Origin of the sequence: Nostoc sp., assembly GCF_036917675.1 — a bacterium.
In the GTDB taxonomy this organism is placed as follows: domain Bacteria; phylum Cyanobacteriota; class Cyanobacteriia; order Cyanobacteriales; family Nostocaceae; genus Nostoc.
This window is the reverse complement of sequence record NZ_JBALCT010000016.1, coordinates 314,469-331,648: the sequence shown is the minus strand read 5'-3', so window position 1 is coordinate 331,648 and position 17,180 is coordinate 314,469. Positions and strand designations below refer to the sequence as shown.

Here is a 17,180-nt window from a genome sequence, read left to right as displayed (position 1 = left end):
ATAGTTGCAGCACATATTCAGAAGAACATCTCAATCAGGAAAGTAGCTAATATGTTTTCAGTTTCAAAGAGTTTAGTGCAAAAACTTGTAAAACAACAAAAAATTGATGGAAATTTACAACCAAAGCCGCGAGGAAAACCACAATTTAGTCATCTGACAAATGCTGACATAGAGTTAAGAGAATTAGTTGAACTACATCCAGATGCAACATTGATAGAGTTGTGTGAATTATTTGCAGACAAGACTGGCAATTGGGTAGGTCGAAATTAAGCATGGATTGCTCTCAAATTATTTAGTTCAGCAACTAAAACGCCCGGATGTTCCCATGTTTATCGCCTAGTTGTTTAGCGCGCGGCGCGGCTACACCGCGCCATTGCTTGTGCCAGTTGCGTAAGGCCTATTTCCCTGCTTGATGACACTTTATTTCAAAAATTAACCCCATTGTGGCTAAATTTAAATCCAGAATATCCTTGGCATTTAGGTTCTGCTAACTTGTGCATTACTAGTATTCAAGGCACACCACAATCAACTCAACCTTGGGCAAATGCTTCCACCTACGCACAATTGTACGAGCAAGCATCAGATAGCGATCGCACTCTCAATTTCACCTTTACTACACCTGTATCATTTCGTCAAGGTGGATATGATAATGTCCTTCCTATCAAAGAATGTGTGTTCAATAGCCTTTTGAGTCGTTGGAATAAATACAGTGGGATAGAAATTTCTAGTATTCCCCTTGAATCAATTTATTCAAGCGGTTTTGATATAAATACTGAGGTTGTGAGCAACTATGAAAGTAAGTTTATAGGTTGCGTTGGAGGAATTAGCTATCGGATTTTGGGTGATGTTGAAGCGATCGCAATTAAGCAAATTAATGCTTTAGCGGATTATGCATTGTATGCAGGTTTGGGGCGGAAAACAACGATGGGAATGGGAATGGTGCGCTGAGTATAATTTATTCTTTTACACAAATTAGGTTATGAATGAAACTGATTATATTTCTATCGCTGCGTTGAATCAATATGCCTACTATTCACATCGCTGCTGGCGAATGTTTTCTGCAGGAGAATTTATTAGACATCTCCAGAAAAGATTTAGTTATCTTAAATTTACATACAGATATCACGGAAATTAAGCCCCTCTCCGCTTCGGGGAGAGGAATGGAAGTGGGGTCTTAATTGATTTTCACCAGATGTCTTATGCACACTCTCATCAACGCCAACTAGTAGAGATTTCAGAACAATTACGTCAGAGTGCGATCGCAACTATTGAAGCTGTTCAAACATTACTATTAACGGGTGCAATGCCAAAAGCCATCAAAAGCAACCGTTGTGATGGATGCAGTTTATATTCGCATTGTCTGCCGCAAGCTGTAAAAAAAGTAGCACACTATCAAGAAGTTAGCTAATATCATGTCCGCCAAATTACCCATAATAAAAGAACCCCACGCCCAACCCCTAAGAGATCTTCGGGAGGCAGGGTGGATTAATTGTCATCCTAGAAAAATTGAAACCCTTATTCTTCCGTTCATGAATCGAGTTACCCTGTTAGCAGACTGACGAGGTTACGGGGATTCCAAATTTTCTCTGTACACAATTAATCCACCCTGCTAAGAGCTCTTCGGGAGGGGAGACAAAACTATGCTTTAGGATATCTACACTGCGAACGCTATGGGAGGGCAGTTATGTGAAAAATGGACTCGTTGCGTTGACTTATTCACAACCTGTCGATAGCGTAGCGTTAGCGAGGAACGAGCGTCTGCTCATGATTTGGTTTACCCGTTTTGGGTTTTTGTGGTGGCAGTAGCAGTTTTAACCTCTCCCACTGTTCGTTACTTAAGTCTCCTCGATTCATCAACTCACCCTGTCTGCGATCGCCTATTTTTCAGGATATAACGAGTTTGAAAACACGCCCTAGGGGGGGTAGGTTTCTGAGCTTTTGATGTTAGCAATAATACTTGTTCATTCATCCTCTTAACCACAGAGCCAGGATAAACCATGCGAGCGTTGCTTTACTATAGTTAAAAAATGTAAGTTTTTTCAGCTCTTGCATAACTCTCCAATAAAGCTCTGATAACTCATTGGCATTGTTGAACAACAGTTATTCAGAAAGCGAAAATTATGAAACTTTACTATCGTGGTCTAAACTACGAATACGACCGAAGCAAGGTTAGCAATAAAACGGAACAGCCCTTTGAGCCAGTTCCTCAACTTGGGCTAGCTTATAATCTAATATACTGTGGCGTTACTTATAGTGTTGATCCGAATTCCAAACCGGCGGAAGTTCCTCTAGCACCACTAGCCGATAAATTGAGCTTTCGGGGAATCACCTACTTTGTAAATAAAACTGCACAGGAAGAAGTTACCGTAGTCTCTCAACTAGCAAGCACTTCAAAAGTTGGGGCACTGCCGATTTCTGAGGAATTATTAAAACTTCAACAATAATATAGCAGCAAGCCGATCTGAAATTGAGGTAGTCATGAACTTCTAGTACAATCCTCATAAAACCTTAAAATTTTAGCATTACCTACCTACTTCCTATGTCAATATTTCATCATGAGAGCTTTCTTCAAAATCAACGCTCATATCACCAACGCTAACTTTTTGGGCGATGTCTTTATATTCAGGCTTTTTACGAAAATTCTCAAAAACTTCTTTAGAGGAAAAAGTTGTTACTACTTCAGGCATGAACGTTAGGTTAGTTTCTAGTCTAGGCTTTAATACGGGATTTATACGATTTTGTGTATAGTCTTTAAGTGCATTCACCATTGGGATGAGAATCTGCGCTTGAGAAGCCATTTCATTTCGCGCTCTCCCTTGAAGTACACCGTAATTGGTAATTCGTAATTATGGAAGCCATTTCATTTTGCGCTCTCCCTTGAAGTAAACTGGATAAGGCAATGCGACTTACCACAATCTTGACTATGAAAACTAATATTACAGCTATTTTTAGGTAAATAGACCACGCGGTAGGGGCACAGCAATGCTGTGCCCTTTGTGCCCTTACGACAGATGTGGTTCAAATACTTGAATTATGCTGTAAAAGGAAGTTAAATTTAGCACCTATTTTTAAGATTAGTCCTGAAAGCCAAGTTATTTCCTTAACCATAAATTAGTGATGTTTTTGCGATTTCCCCGTCGTTTATTTCTGTTTAATCTGCTAGGTTTGACATTTGCTGCCTGCCAACCAACAAAAAAGTTTGAGGGCACGTTAACTATTGGTGTTATCAACTATGGTGGAGGCGAACAGATAATTAACCAATATGCTAAATTCAATAGTTACTTGGGTGAAAAGACAAATGCATATATTCAGCTAGAGCCTGCTTTTAATGAAAATAGAGCGGTTGAGCGCCTTGAGGCTCGTGCTTGGTCATTGGTATTTGCTCCACCGGGTTTAGCGGCGATCGCGATCGCACACTACCAATATGTTCCCCTATTTCCTTTAATAGGTATTAGTAATTTGCGTTCAATTTTCGTTGTTCGCAAAGACAATCCAATATCCGACTTAAAACAGCTAGAAGGTCAAATAGTGGCTTTAGGCCAGTTAGGTTCCGCAACAGGATATTATTTTCCTCTTTACAATCTTTATGGTACAACACTGGCACAGATACTATTTGCACCCACACCCAAAGCCGCGCTAGAATTTGTCGCACAAGGAAAAGCGATCGCCTGTGCTGTCTCGGAGGCTGAATTGAGTCTCTACGGTTCACAATTAGACCCAACCGAATTCCGCATACTATTTAAAGACCCTCACTATGTACCATTAGGTGTGGTCTTAATTGGGCCTAATATAGAACGTAACCGTCAAGAGTTTATCCGCAAAGTGATCAGAGATTCGCCTTCAAGTTTAGCTGAAGAAGTGGGGTATGTACCCAATGGACAAGTACCAGACTACAAATACATGATTTCTCTGGTTGATCGGGTAAGCTCGATTAGTTCCAAGCTGCAAAAAAAGCCTGTTCGTTTATTTTGAGTAAATTAACGTGAGTTCGACGAACCTCTTGTAGGGTTTCATATTATCGCCAAGGCTAATGCTGTTGAGTAACTGATGGTCATTTTCAGATTCCGCTAATCGTAGATTAGGCAGAATTTCTGTTTTAATCACATCACGCATCGCCGCTGGGGTGGGAGTAGGGTTAGACCACTAAGTAATTAACTGACCTCCTAATCGTAAGGCGCAAGCATTGAGAACCCGCTCTACAGGAAATTGAATGCTCGAAAGCCCGAAACTAATAAAATTCTGAGGATAACCTTTGGAATCAGGACTAGCCCAATGTTTGCGAATATTGTCACGGACAAGTTTTTTGTATTGGGTTGAGTCGATGGCGGATATTATTCCCCGCACCTCTCAGTTAAATCTGGGCGTGCGACTTTCACCGCACCCAGCTTCCGATGTTCTCAGCTTGAGCTTTTGCTCATGTGGATATAATCGTGACAACTCTCATGAATTGCTTTTAGATTATTCTTTTTCCAGTTGGCGTGATTTCCGTCGATGTGGTGCAAATGTACCTTTTCTTCATCAATGAATTTCAGACCGCAGGAAGCACATTTATGGTTTTGCTTCTTGAGAGCCTTAGAGGTTTCACCGTCGTAGAGCTTGCTGTTACGTTCGCTCCAGTAGGCTGTATTTCCGTCATAGGGGGATTTTATTCCTGCGACCATGACGTGTTTATTTTCGGAGTAGGGAACTGCTGGGAATGCCTTGTCTAGTAATTTCTTGCTAGAGTAGCGGTTTTGCTTGGTTTCCTTGTTGAATACAGCGTAAGCTCTTGTTTCGATGTGGTATAACGAGTTTCTTGACCCGTCCATCTTGCAGAACTTATGGTAGTTTCTCCAACCTCTAACTACCGGGGCTAATTTCTCAGCCTTTGTGGTAGCACCATAATTCGAGTTGTTGACGATGTGTTTTACTTGTCTTAGGAACGCTTTGAAGTTGTCCACTGAGGGAGTGCTTCTAAATTTTCCGTTTTTCTGTACTTTAAAGTGCCAGCCGAGGAAATCAAACCCATCTGTCGCGGCGGTAACTTTGGTCTTCTTTTGGCTTACATTCATTCCGCGTTTACGGAGGAACTCGCTGATTCTTTCAAGTATCTCTATCGCGTCATCTTCGGGACGGAGTATGATAACCATGTCATCCGCATAACGGATTGATGGCTCGACAATGCTCCCTTTTGGGGTGTTGTCTGCGATTTTCTTACCTCGTTTGTGACCGCCGTGGTATCTATGGATACTCTCAATCCCGTTGAGTGCGATATTCGCTAGTAGTGGACTGACCACTCCCCCTTGAGGCGTTCCTTGTTCAGGGAATTCTGGGTTGACTCCAGCTTTGAGGCATCGGAAGATACCGAGTTTTAAGCCTTTGGGGGCACTGAGTTCGTCCATTATTGCTGAGTGGCTAATCCGGTCGAAGCATTTTTCAATGTCGAGTTCAATAACTCGTTTCTTTATTCCGTTGGTACCGGAGCTAAGGTTCGTAAAGATGTACTGTTGTGCATCGTGGGCAGAGCGCCCAGTTCTAAATCCATAGCTTCTGGCGTGGAAAGTGGCTTCGTGCGCTGGTTCAAGTGCATATTTTGCAACGCATTGCCATGCTCTGTCCGCGATGGTTGGTATTTTCAACATCCTAGTAGTTCCATCCTTCTTAGGAATTGGAATTTCCCTTAAGCCTTGATGTTTCCAATTTCCACTGTTCATTTTCAGTAGTTCTTCAAGGTTGAAGCGTTCTTCAAATGTGAGGGATTTCTTACCATCAATACCAGCCGTCTTTTTACCAGCATAAAGCTTAGATACTTGTCTTATTGCAAGAAATTGAGCCGAGGTAGATTTGAGAATAAGCTTTTGGAGTAACCTAGCTTTCCGCTTGTCTCCAACAATAACCGCTTTAAATACGCGCTTTTGAAGGCGAAAGAGAGTCTTGCGGAATTTCTTCCACGGTAGCCCTTTCCAAGATTCACTAGTTTTGACACTGTGCCTAATCATTCTCTTCTCTGGTTTGTATTTTTCTGAACACCTCAGACCAGTTACGGTCTGTCCTACCCTAATTGTGGGGATTACTCCGCTCGTCTGGGCTACCTAAGGTTCGACTGCCTTAAGACCCACAGTTAGTTTTTATTCGTTCCCTCGGAGAGATTGATAGTCCCTTTAGATGTAGCCACTTTAACCACTGGATTCCCTAGACTCTTGCCGTTATGTTCAGTAAATGCGGCGGGAATTAATTCTCCAGTGAAGTCAGGGGTTTTGTGTTACGCCCTGCTTACAGGTAGGTCATTTTTTTAGGCTCTGTTTCATCGTAGGAACTCCCTATTAGCGCCAGTGTCAACCCGTAACGGTCGTCTGATTGCGCCCTGTTCCCCGCTTCACTCTGTAAGAATCGAGCTTACTCGGTGGGGGCAGATAAGGAGTCAATTCTGAGTCTGAATGGCAGGGCTTACACCTGCATCAAACCGAGAGTTCAGCCTTTTAGTGACAGTAATCTGCTGTCAGGCTGGCTTAGTTATGTACGGGCTGATTACCGTGATTCACTAAGCAACGAATCGCACACTGAACCCAGAACTGAAGTCCAAAAAAATGTTTTGGGAAACCATTTCCAAAACAGAGTTGAGGCTAGGAAAAGTTACTTTATCGTTGCTGTTACCAACTAGATAACAGAAGTTAAAAGGTAGGTCTTGACTACTTTGGGAACTGATGCGATCGCTCGGATTCGGGCTATACTGAGTTTGAAAATGAGTATCGTTGCGCGAATAGTGGTTTAGCTCCATTAGGGCACTATAGGCATTATCTACTACCCGATCACCAAGCCCTGCAAAGGCTCCTGGAAGCACTAAATAAGCTGAGGATTAGGGCAAATCAGAAGGAGGAACCCAATCTCGCAAGTTATAGGCAATGTCAAGCACCATACCAGAGCCAGTCCCCCCTGAAAGAGAGCAGACGATGAAAATGTTGACACCTTTATCCAGCTTGACTCCCCAGCGATCCAGCATAAACTTTTCATGACCAACAATCCTGGATCTAACATTGTTGAAGCTAGTTTTAATATTTTGGTAGTTCAAAGTGAAGGCAAACTTTCCTAGCGATCGGATTTGTCCGGCTCCAGCTAAGATTGAATCAGTGCCTTTGAGTTGACTGGGAAACCATTCAGCTAAATATTCGTAGGCAGAAAGCTTATTTAGAATAGCTTTAGCGTCTTCCACCTTGGCCCACACCTGTTCAGATGGGCGAAGTGAAATGTCTTGCTTTAACACAACCTGTGGTTCAGAAACCTTTGCATTCTGTTCGGTGTCAATATGTTGTTAATGTCTGGAGATGTCTAGTGATGTTGAACTTGAATTCAAGCAACGAAAAATTGGCAAACAGCGATCCTAAATAGGGTATTGCTGAAAAAGTAATAATTTACAGCAGAATTCAGGAGCGGAGCGCGGTTCAGGTAATTTTTCTGGTTCTTGGTATTTTTTTATTTTGAAGTCCCTAGATTCAGTATTTTGCCTATGGGATGCCAATTTTTATAGGAATTGAAGAGAAATTAGGTTTGACGATTAACTTTACTATAGTGCTACCATCTAAGAGGATGTTTTAAAAGTGCCAAAAGGTATAATTTGGCAGTTATGCACTGATTTAAGTGCAACGCTAAATCAGGGTTTCGCCATTTACTGAGATGCTTTGCTGTGCTAACTATGAGAGCAAAAGACCCTTTTAAAACATCCTCTAAGTTTGATTTAAACTAAACACTAATTTCTCAATACAAACAACTAATTTAATTGACACCTAAGACTTAGTTTCCTGTGTCTGTGCGTCGATAATTACACTCCAGTCATCGTTTTTCACCGCAGCTTCAAGTTGACGCTGACGTTCGGCTTCACTCGCATCTATTGTTTCTGACTCTTTAGAGAGGGTTGTGTCAGCCATTGCTTTCCGCAGTTTTAGCTTTTTCTCCTCATAGGCTTGGCGTTGGACCTCTGACATTACCGCCTTCGTAGCTTCGCCTACTGTGCTAGCCCACATTGCGCCATCAGTTGCATTACCAGGTGGCGTATTTTCGAGTTCTGCTATCCACACATCTCGCAAATCTTCCATTTCTTGACGCTTCGGGAACTTGAATGCTTGCACGCGGACAAAAGCACACTTTTGCTGACCATTTTGGGTTACATGGCCATTTAGGGAAATCAACACATTCCGAGAATAGCCAATGTGCTGCGTGCGGCGTTCTGCGTCCAATACGGCGTAAACACCTGCAATTTTCGCGTTCTGAGCAGCCGCACTCCAAACCTGAAGGTTAATGATTTCAGTACCATTATTTGCCAGTTCAGGAGTTATACTCACCTCAATGGCGGCGTGTTCGTCGTCGGAACTGTACAAAAAGTCATGTAGTCCACGGTGGTTTATGGGGACATTTTGATGTTCAATTGGCGAGTTGTGCTGAGTTTCCATTGCAGTTGATCTCCGAGTTATTAATTAGCGATGTCTACGACGAGCTTCTCTACCAGACGCTACGCGTAGCTTGCTTCCCCGTAGGGGTATAGCGTTTCCTAATCAGATGAGGTACATCATAGCCCCCTCTCGAAGAGCGGGGAGGGGGTTGGGGGTGGGGTTCCTTGTACCTCACTCAACCGATAACCGCTATACCCTTACGGGGAAGCAAATATATGCCCTTAAAATATTGAAGCTTAAATTTACTCACATCTCCAAATTCTTGCTCTTAAAGATTCTGACAAAGCCAAAACAACTATTAGACTTCCTATGAATCAATTAACGCCTAAAAAGTGGATATTCATCAAACAAAGACTAACTCCTTATTTGTTTTTGCTACCCGCTTTGGTTCTTTTGGGCTTAACTGTGTTTTGGCCTGCACTGCAAGCGTTTTACCTTAGCTTTACTCGCTATGAAGATATTGCCCAGCCGCCACAATGGATAGGTTTTGCCAACTTCTTCAAGCTTTGGAAAGATGCAGTTTTTTGGAAAACCTTGGAAAACACTTTTTTATATCTTGTGGGTGTAGTACCAATTTTAGTAATTGCTCCCTTAGTGCTGGCAATTTTGGTAAATCAGAAACTGCGCGGGATGAATTGGTTTAGAGCAGCCTACTACACCCCAGTGGTAATTTCAATGGTGGTTGCGGGAATAGCTTGGAAATGGCTGTATGCAGAAAACGGATTACTGAATCAGTTCCTGAAAGCTTTAGGTTTTTTTCCAGAAGGTATTCCTTGGCTAACTAGCCCAGCCAAAATTTTTGGTATTGTACCAATTTCTCTTGCCAGCGTGATGGCTGTCACCGTCTGGAAGGGATTAGGCTACTACATGGTGATTTATTTGGCAGGGTTGCAATCAATTCCTGCTGATGTCTACGAAGCTGCTGCGATCGATGGCTCTGATGGTATCAGCAAACATTGGGATATTACCATACCTTTGATGAAGCCATATTTAGCATTAGTGGCAGTAATTTCGGCTATTTCTGCAACCAAAGTGTTTGAAGAAGTATATATTATGACCCAAGGGGGACCACTCAGTAGCTCGAAAACGATTGTTTATTATCTATATGAGCAAGCCTTCAATAATTTGGAAATTAGCTATGCTTGCACAATTGGGTTAGTGTTATTTTTGATAATTTTGGGGTTATCAATTTTGCGATTAATTATTAATCAGCAAGGGGACGATAATATTACAATCTAATATTGACTTGATTTAAGTAGATTAAATTTAGAAAAATCATCCCCGAACATCTACAAATATTCAAATATCGAGAGTGCATGAAAACAGACACGATTTTTTACACCTTATTCCAAACTCTTCCAGGTGTCTTATTTGAACTTTTGGAACAATCCCCAGCCCTGGCGTTGCACTACCAATTTACCTCAGTAGAAATCAAAGAACTAGCACGTCGCATCGACGGTTTATTCTTACCCAAACCTGACTTCCCAGAAGACACAATCTATTTTGTTGAGGTACAGTTTCAGCGCGATAATGATATTTACTGGCGAATAATAACAGAAGCTTTCCTGTATATAAATCAATATAAACCTCAACGTCGCTGGCAAGCAGTATTACTTTTTGCTCAACGCAGTCTCGACCCAGGCGTGCCATTTATTTATCAAACATCATTAGCTCAACAGCAAATTTGGATAAGTAGAACGGTGTAAACAATTTAATGTTTGTAGTAAGGACTTTAGTCCTAATAAAAGGGCTTTAGCCCTTACTACGAGCTAAATTTATCTAGCTTTATATTAGTTAACATAGTTTGATTTATTCTCACCGATTTACTTAATTTATTTAGACGAGTTAGATAATGTACCATCGTCTTCGATTGGGCTAGGCGTGATTAAGTTAGTAGTTGCAACAGAAGACAAAGCCGTACAGCAAGCGAAAAACTTGATAAGTCAAGTACAACAAACGGATGAAGCTAACCGTAGCAATCTCTTAGAATTAGTAGAGACAATGCTTATCTATAAATTTGTAAATAAAAGTCAGCAGGAGTTGGAAGCGATGTTTGGATTAACCGATTGGAGACAAACTAAATTTTACCAGGAAGTAAAGGAAGAAACAAAGCAGGAAATAAAAGAGGAGATTCGAGAAGAAACAAAGCTCGATACTATACCCCGTCTGCTTAAGTTTGGTTTAAGTATAGAGCAAATCGCCGAAGCATTAGAATTGGATGTTGAACAGGTACGACAAACTATTGAGAAGCAAGGAGAAGAGGGAATAGGAAGTAATTAACAATTCAAAATTCAAAATAGTTTCAGACGATAATTTAAAACCGCGTTTGATACTCTACTACTGCACGACTATCGTCAGATAAATTAGTGGAAGCACGCACACGAAATTCGTCGTTTATCCGGTAATTAACACCCCATTGGAAAGGGTCATTTGTTGTCAAAATTTTGATACTGGAAAAGGAGATTTTGGAAGAAATATCAACCCCAGCCTCTGCTGCTAATTCCAAAGTTGAACTGCTCCTTCCCGCTTCGGGATTATCAGAAATAACGGTAGGAAATATCCGCAGTTCACTTAAGCCTAAGCTACTCGCAATTTGGTTAAAAGCTGACTGAAAATTGTTGAACACAGCCGAACCGGCAATGTTAATCAGACCCAATGTACTGTCACCACGTCCTTGGGTGTCTACAAAGCCACCTCCTAAAAGAGCAACAATTTCGGTTTGACTACGTGACGGACTGCTCGTTAGTTCTAGATTTTCATTTAGTTTGCTGGCTAGACCTTTGATAGTGGCTTCGACTCGAACACTCTCTAAGGCTGATAAACCTGTGGAATTTACCCGACTTAAATCATTATTTTGAGTTACGTCCAGTACTTTGGCAAATAGCTGAATATCTAAGTTGGGGTCACGGGGTTGAGAGGGACTAAAAGTTGCGGTGTGTTTATAGCCAGAAGCAAGGTTAAATTGGGTAGTAAATAAATTGACTCCACCTTTCTCTAAGCGGATAGTACCATCGGGTATTGGCTGATTGATTGAACCGTTAACGATGAGATTACCAGTTGCGCGGAAACTAAGAATAGGTGGACGGGTAATTTGGACGTTTTTGCCTAGTTCCAAATCTAGATTATTAAATTTAGCGATGCCTGACGGCAAGGCTTGAGATAATGCATTTCCCGTCCCATTCCTAATTTCAGGTTTACTCTGCTTATTGGTATTTGTAGGTGATACGCCAATACTACTATTTGCAGATGAAGTCGCGTCGGTAGATTCCGCCAGCAATACTTGACCATCAAATAAACTTACTTTACCGCCAATTATCGGGTTAAGGGCAGAACCAGTAATCTGTAAATTACCGCTAGCGCCTCCCTGGTAAAGTCCCTTGAGATTCAATGTTAGCTGATTGAGATTAACCGTCAGGGGATTGTTGATAACCACGTTCTCATTGTTGAAAATGGGAATTTCTCCAGCAGCTTCTACGTTCCCACGGCTAAATCTACCCTGAAGATTTTCTACTAAGATGCTGTCAAAATTAAACAGCACTCTACCTGTGACACGTCTGAGCTTACCTGGCAAAGCCTGGGCTGAAAAAGTAGCATTATTAATAGTAGCAATTCCATTTACTTCGGGTTTTTTGAGTGTTCCGCGCACCTTGAGGTCTACTTCTCCTTCACCTTTCTCAAATACCACTTGATTAGTGAATGCGTTTAACAGTGCTAATCCCTCGTTTTCCAACTTCATATCCAGAGTTATTTGCTCGCTGTCTGGTGCCACGGAAGCAAAAGGTAATTTATAAGGGATGCTGCCAGTAATATCAACAGGTTTTGGCCCAGCAACTGCTACAGTACTACCAAAATCTAAGCGTCCGTTGGCATAGCTGAAACTTGCCCTCGCTGACTCTATTTTGTTCTGATTTAGTATTCCTTCTGTGATTTGCAATTCTCCTCTAGCTTGGGGATTAGCAATGCTGCCTGCTAAAGCTGCTGTAGCGTTAAGATTACCTGTGATTCCAACTGGCAGTTTGACAAAATTATTCAGTATTTGTACCGGAAAATTATTCACCCGCAACTGACCGGATTGCTGATCACCGCCAACGTTACCCGTGAAGGCAATCAGCCTGTTTTTAGACTCGATTCGTAAAGGTCGCAAACTTAAAACACCGTTCTCAAAGTTGCCTTCGGCAATCACGTTGTCGGCAGTATAAAAACGATTCCGTTCCTCCTTTTTACCCCAGGTAAAGTTTTGTCCATTCAAATTAAATTCCACTGACAATCCATTGGCTGTAGCTGTATTTACAGCCACTTCTCCGTTGAAAGTCCCCTTTAAGTCTGCCAAATCCGGTATGGGAGTGGAATTAAGTCGCTTTTCTTCCTGTTCTGCTACCAAAGCTTCAATTTCCGAAAATCGTTGGATTTGGTTGAACAAGGGCTGATTTGGCGCTCCTTGGGGGGTCGTGCTTAGATCCTCTGCTGTGCCGTAGATTTCTGGTGAACCACCGGGCAAATTTTGTAAATCAAATACCTGTGCTACAGCTAGAACATCTTGGATTTTACCCTGATTGACGTTCAGTTTACCTTCTAGTTGAGGTCCTTTAGGGGTTTGAGCTAAAGTACCAACTAGGGCATACCTACTGTTGTCTTTGACAAATTCGCTACTAGTGAGTATAGCTTTACCGTTAGCGTAGCGGAATTGAGCAGCTATTCGATCGCCTTTAACTCGGCCAATTTGCGGATTGGCGATCGCTAAATTCCCCATTGCTGCCAATGTCTGCTGATTAAACAGCAAATCTCCAGTTAACAACCCAGCGATCTTACCAGTACCCAAACGAGTAATTGGTGGCGGAGTCAAATTCAATATTTGTAAGGGGAAATTTGCAACTTTGAGTGTCCAATCATTCCCTTCAACATTACCTGTGGCTAATGCTTGCTGCCATTGTACTAAGAAGGATTTCGGACGATTATTGGCATCTAAATTGAAGTTCAGGCGATCGCTTTTTCCCGCCAAGTTCAAATTTAAACCGCGTCCCTGTGCTGAATCAATGTTTCCAGTTAACAATGACTCAAAAGCAATATTTTGAACAACCAAGTCTCGTAAGTTGATTTGCCCTGTCACATTTGGTAAGGGCAGCTTACCAGTGATTTGACCATTAAAATCTACTCTCCCCGCCACAGCAACCTGATTAGGAAGATTGATCGGTAACTGTTTTAGGTTGTAATTCTGGGCTTGGACGTTGAGATTTAGGGCAGTAATTTCCGGTATACCCGCCTTTCTTGCATTGGCTAATATATTACCAGTAACATTTAAACCGGGAGCAGTTGCTCGCTCAATGGTCAGCCTTTCACCACTCCAAGCGATCGCAGCTGTCAGGGGTTGCTCAAGACCAGGGATACCTTGCGATAATTGCACCTGTCCAGCAGCACGCACATCAGCTAATTTGGATGATCCTAGCGTGCCAACTAATTGCAACTGACCGCCAAATTCACCCCGCAATTGCTGATTTAACCGATTTAATTCCACACCTGAAGCATTAACTACAGCTTGATAGCGGCCATTGTCCAATTGGATATTAGAGGCTGCGATCGTTCCACCTGCAACATTTAACCGTCCCTGACCATTGGCTTGAATAGTTTGCGGTTTAAAAGAGTCAACAGAACCCGCCACGTTTGCTTGACCAGTTAAGGTTCCCCGTAACTGTGGTGGTACTGCTACCAACTGCTGCAACGGTAGATTATTTGCTTGAACTTGTGCCTGATATACACGATTAGCTACTTGGATATTAGAGGCTGCGATCGTCCCACCGGCAACATTAATTAGTGCCTGACCATTGGCTTGAATATTTTGCGGTTTAAAAGGATCAACAGCACCCGCAACGTTGAACTGACCATTTAACGTTCCTTGGAACTGCTTTGGTACTGTTGCCAACTGCTGCACAGGCACATTCTTAGCCTGAACTTGCGCCTGATATAGACCATCAGCAATTTGAATATTCGAGGCTTTAATAGTCCCGCCGCCAATAGCAAGGCGACCCTCACCACTGCCACGCATGGTTTTCAGGCTGAAATTATCTCTGTTGCCTGCGATTTGGAATGTACCCGCCAATGGATTATTTAAAGCTGGGGGAGACTGTTTCAATATTTGTCCCAACCGCACAGCATTAGCTACAAGTTGAGCAGAGAAGCTTTGGTCTTGCAGTTGGATATTAGAAACTGCAACTATGCCGCCACCAATTTTAACTCCTCCGCCATCAGTGCGAATCGTGGCAATTTTAAATGGTGCTGTGCTACCTGAGAGGATGAGGCGACCATTGTACTCTACCCCCGCCAAAGAGAGATTTTGCAGTTGACTTTTGTTTATAAAGGGTTCTAATTTTACCCCAGAGGCAACAGCCACAGCTTGCCAACGCTGATTAGCATAACTACCAGTTGCCCGGACTGTACCACCACTGACATTCAGAGCCACATTACGGAAAGAGACGTTGCGATCGCTAGCGATTGCAACTTCGCCAGTTCCGGGGTAAGTTCCGTTAGGAGCTTGGAATTGTACCGCAGTTTGGGCATTGGTAGGAGCGCCAGTTAGTTGGGCTGTAGCTGAGACATTGCCGATTTGGAAATTGGGTGTTATTTCGTAAACTTTGGCGATCGCATCCCCTGGAAGATTCTGGGCAGCGAAATTTAAATCCAGTCGCGGGTTTTTACCGAGTTGAATTGTACCAGCGCCGGTGATTTCACCACCAACTTTCGCTTTACCTTGAATATCTTTTAAGGTAATTAAAGAAGAACTAGTAACAAGCTCAAATTTACTAGTGATATTATTAAAATCAACTTTGTCAATCCGGGCAGTTTGGATTGTGGCAACTGTACCTGAGAGAATTGGCTCTTTAATTGATCCGGTAATCTGCAAAGAAGCTTGTACTTGTCCAGCGATCGGCAGAGGTAATTTTACTTTAAGAGTCTCTTGGGCATTAGCCAAACTCACCGCATTTACACGCCCCGCCAACTTAAAGCCGGCTTTAGTGTCGATAATTCCCATAGCCACTACGGGAATTTTGCCGTAGTTGGTAGTAACATTATTTAACTGCAACTCCGTTCCCTGGAAGTGCAGGTTTCCTTGGCTATTGCTCAACAGTTGCGGGACTTTGGGTATTTGAACTGTTACCCCTTGCACAGCCGCGTTGCCATACAATAAAGTCTGCTGTCCTGGTGTTAACTTAATCAGCAAGTCGCCATTGGCTCGACCGGCCTGTAAGTTCACTGGTAACTTGATTAGGCGAGTAATATCCGCAGCCAGAAAATCTGGCGATCGCACCTGAAAGTTTCCTGCTAGCACCCTAGAACGTGTCTCTCCCTGAATGGAAATACTGCCACCACTATCTGCTTGACCCCCCACTTCAAACCTGATGAACTGGTTATTTGCTAAAAGTTGGGCAGATCCATTCAGTTGAGAAAATGTTACCGGGGATGAAGAGGATGTTGCTACCCCTGCTCTTTTCTGTGGCATCAACGCCAGCTTGGCATTGCGAAACCGCAGGTTGTCCAAATCGGTTTTAATTGCGCTGTCTTTACCAGACGGCGCTATCTTAGTGGAAACCCATCGCCCTTGGTTATCCTGTTCAATGTAAATATCTGGGTTGACTAAGGTGACATCTAGCTTTAAGTGGCGGTTAAAGATTAGTTGTAATAGGTCAAAACTCACCTCCACAGATTCGATTGCCGCCCGATCTAGATCTGTGGGTGTCGCTGGGATAGTTGAAGCTCCAAACTCCACTCCCATCAACGAAAATTGTGTGACTCTTCCCAGTTTTACCGGCCGGTTGAGTGTAGTCGTGAGACTTTGTTGTGCCAAGGGTGTTAATTCTGTTTGCACAAAAGTCCACAACCGCCAAATACCGATGACAATTGCTAACAGTAAAAGTCCGCCCAAGGCAATGCTACCCCGCCTCAACACCAGCAACCACAGACGTTTGCGGATAGGGGAAAGGGAGTGATGATCTTGATTGGAAGAGTTAGTCATTTGCTTTCACAATATTAATTGCCCGATATGGCTGGCACACATAAGCATTAACTGGCACATTAATTCACTATGCCATTTCCAGGATACGCCAACTAAATCCAAGACCTCATTGGTTGAGTTACGGAATTTGCTTGATCTAACACTTATGCTTAATAATATTGGCCTTTTCAGGAAAATCTGAGCTGAATAGAGTGAAAATTGTTCCTGTGACTTTCCCTGAGTCACAACCTAGAACTTTAATGTTAATAGACCTTAAAAAAGACAGATGATTACACCTATGCGTCTTTTTGTGTTAATTTTTAATGCTCGAACGGAAAATGAGGGGATTCACACGATTCGGGAGGGCGATCGCAATAAAATTCTGATGTTCGAGTCAGAAGACGACGCCACGCGCTTTGCCCTGATGTTGGAAGCTCAGGATTTCCCCTCACCGACACCAGAACCCATCGATGCTGAGGAAATCAAGGAATTTTGCGAAAGTGCTGGATATGAATGGGAAATCATCCCAGAAAATACCAATTTAGTTGTCACTCCCCCAGAACTTAACGTGGAACAAACCGACTGGCAAGCAAATGCCCAGAAGGAGGATACTGTTGAAGACACCTTCCCTTTGAATCAACAGCCACTAGAAGAACCAGAATTATCTGATTCTGAACTAGAGAAGATGCGTCGCAAATTGGAAGGATTGTTGTAATTAAGTCATTAGTCATTGGTCATTGGTGATTAGGCATTGATCGCTTGACTAATGACAT

Annotated in this window: 13 protein-coding genes and 3 pseudogenes; 10 read left to right on the top strand and 6 right to left on the bottom strand. The window is 42.6% G+C overall.

Annotation, left to right across the window (positions count from 1 at the left end; genetic code table 11):
• Nucleotides 1–51 precede the first annotated feature (51 nt).
• The 5 genes and pseudogenes from V7K31_RS06530 to V7K31_RS06510 all read left to right on the top strand — a co-directional run bounded on the left by V7K31_RS06530 (nucleotide 52) and on the right by V7K31_RS06510 (nucleotide 2,444).
• The gene (locus tag V7K31_RS06530; protein WP_335093280.1) at nucleotides 52–270 is read left to right on the top strand and encodes a hypothetical protein; all 219 of its coding nucleotides are present in this window, start codon (nucleotides 52–54) and stop codon (nucleotides 268–270) included.
• 117 nt (nucleotides 271–387) lie between these two features.
• Nucleotides 388–948: pseudogene (gene cas6 / locus V7K31_RS06525) on the top strand (CRISPR-associated endoribonuclease Cas6); the annotation flags it as partial.
• 31 nt (nucleotides 949–979) lie between these two features.
• Nucleotides 980–1,072 (top strand): annotated as a pseudogene (locus V7K31_RS06520) (CRISPR-associated protein Cas4); the annotation flags it as partial.
• A gap of 105 nt (nucleotides 1,073–1,177) precedes the next feature.
• Nucleotides 1,178–1,408 (top strand): CRISPR-associated protein Cas4, encoded by a 231-nt coding sequence (locus tag V7K31_RS06515; protein ID WP_335093460.1) that lies wholly within the window; start codon nucleotides 1,178–1,180, stop codon nucleotides 1,406–1,408.
• 712 nt (nucleotides 1,409–2,120) lie between these two features.
• Entirely contained in the window at nucleotides 2,121–2,444 is a 324-nt protein-coding gene (locus V7K31_RS06510; protein WP_335093278.1) for a DUF4278 domain-containing protein, read from the top strand.
• A gap of 93 nt (nucleotides 2,445–2,537) precedes the next feature.
• Here the strand turns inward: V7K31_RS06510 and V7K31_RS06505 are convergent, their stop codons facing one another.
• A complete protein-coding gene (locus tag V7K31_RS06505; protein ID WP_335093277.1) occupies nucleotides 2,538–2,798 on the bottom strand; it encodes a hypothetical protein in 261 nt (86 codons plus the stop codon).
• Nucleotides 2,799–3,117: 319 nt separating this feature from the next.
• Between V7K31_RS06505 and V7K31_RS06500 the strand changes: the two genes are divergently transcribed.
• Nucleotides 3,118–3,972, top strand: coding sequence for a phosphate/phosphite/phosphonate ABC transporter substrate-binding protein (locus V7K31_RS06500; protein ID WP_335093275.1), 855 nt, complete (start codon nucleotides 3,118–3,120; stop codon nucleotides 3,970–3,972).
• Nucleotides 3,973–4,143: 171 nt separating this feature from the next.
• On the opposite strand, the gene V7K31_RS31805 is transcribed toward V7K31_RS06500, so the two are convergent.
• From V7K31_RS31805 to V7K31_RS06485, 4 genes and pseudogenes are all read right to left on the bottom strand, one after another.
• The gene (locus V7K31_RS31805) at nucleotides 4,144–4,344 is read right to left on the bottom strand and encodes a tubulin-like doman-containing protein (protein ID WP_442941224.1); all 201 of its coding nucleotides are present in this window, start codon (nucleotides 4,342–4,344) and stop codon (nucleotides 4,144–4,146) included.
• A 53-nt stretch (nucleotides 4,345–4,397) separates the two neighbouring features.
• Nucleotides 4,398–5,978 carry a group II intron reverse transcriptase/maturase gene (locus V7K31_RS06495; protein WP_335093274.1) on the bottom strand — a complete coding sequence of 527 codons (1,581 nt, stop codon included), beginning with the start codon at nucleotides 5,976–5,978 and terminating at the stop codon, nucleotides 4,398–4,400.
• Between the two features lie 542 nt (nucleotides 5,979–6,520).
• Nucleotides 6,521–7,282 (bottom strand): annotated as a pseudogene (locus V7K31_RS06490) (tubulin-like doman-containing protein).
• Between the two features lie 478 nt (nucleotides 7,283–7,760).
• On the bottom strand, nucleotides 7,761–8,423 hold the full coding sequence (locus V7K31_RS06485; protein ID WP_335093273.1) for a GIY-YIG nuclease family protein: 663 nt from the start codon (nucleotides 8,421–8,423) through the stop codon (nucleotides 7,761–7,763).
• Between the two features lie 309 nt (nucleotides 8,424–8,732).
• Here V7K31_RS06485 and V7K31_RS06480 point away from each other — a divergent pair, with 309 nt between their 5' ends.
• The 3 genes from V7K31_RS06480 (at nucleotide 8,733) to V7K31_RS06470 (ending at nucleotide 10,703) form a co-directional block, all read left to right on the top strand.
• A complete protein-coding gene (locus V7K31_RS06480; RefSeq protein ID WP_335093272.1) occupies nucleotides 8,733–9,662 on the top strand; it encodes a carbohydrate ABC transporter permease in 930 nt (309 codons plus the stop codon).
• Between the two features lie 77 nt (nucleotides 9,663–9,739).
• A complete protein-coding gene (locus tag V7K31_RS06475) occupies nucleotides 9,740–10,129 on the top strand; it encodes an Rpn family recombination-promoting nuclease/putative transposase (RefSeq protein ID WP_335093270.1) in 390 nt (129 codons plus the stop codon).
• A gap of 175 nt (nucleotides 10,130–10,304) precedes the next feature.
• A complete protein-coding gene (locus V7K31_RS06470) occupies nucleotides 10,305–10,703 on the top strand; it encodes a DUF2887 domain-containing protein (RefSeq protein ID WP_442941223.1) in 399 nt (132 codons plus the stop codon).
• A 34-nt stretch (nucleotides 10,704–10,737) separates the two neighbouring features.
• On the opposite strand, the gene V7K31_RS06465 is transcribed toward V7K31_RS06470, so the two are convergent.
• On the bottom strand, nucleotides 10,738–16,428 hold the full coding sequence (locus V7K31_RS06465; RefSeq protein WP_335093268.1) for a translocation/assembly module TamB domain-containing protein: 5,691 nt from the start codon (nucleotides 16,426–16,428) through the stop codon (nucleotides 10,738–10,740).
• A gap of 265 nt (nucleotides 16,429–16,693) precedes the next feature.
• Here V7K31_RS06465 and V7K31_RS06460 point away from each other — a divergent pair, with 265 nt between their 5' ends.
• Nucleotides 16,694–17,122: a DUF3110 domain-containing protein gene (locus V7K31_RS06460; protein WP_335093266.1), complete on the top strand. Its 429-nt coding sequence runs from the start codon at nucleotides 16,694–16,696 to the stop codon at nucleotides 17,120–17,122.
• Nucleotides 17,123–17,180 lie beyond the last annotated feature (58 nt).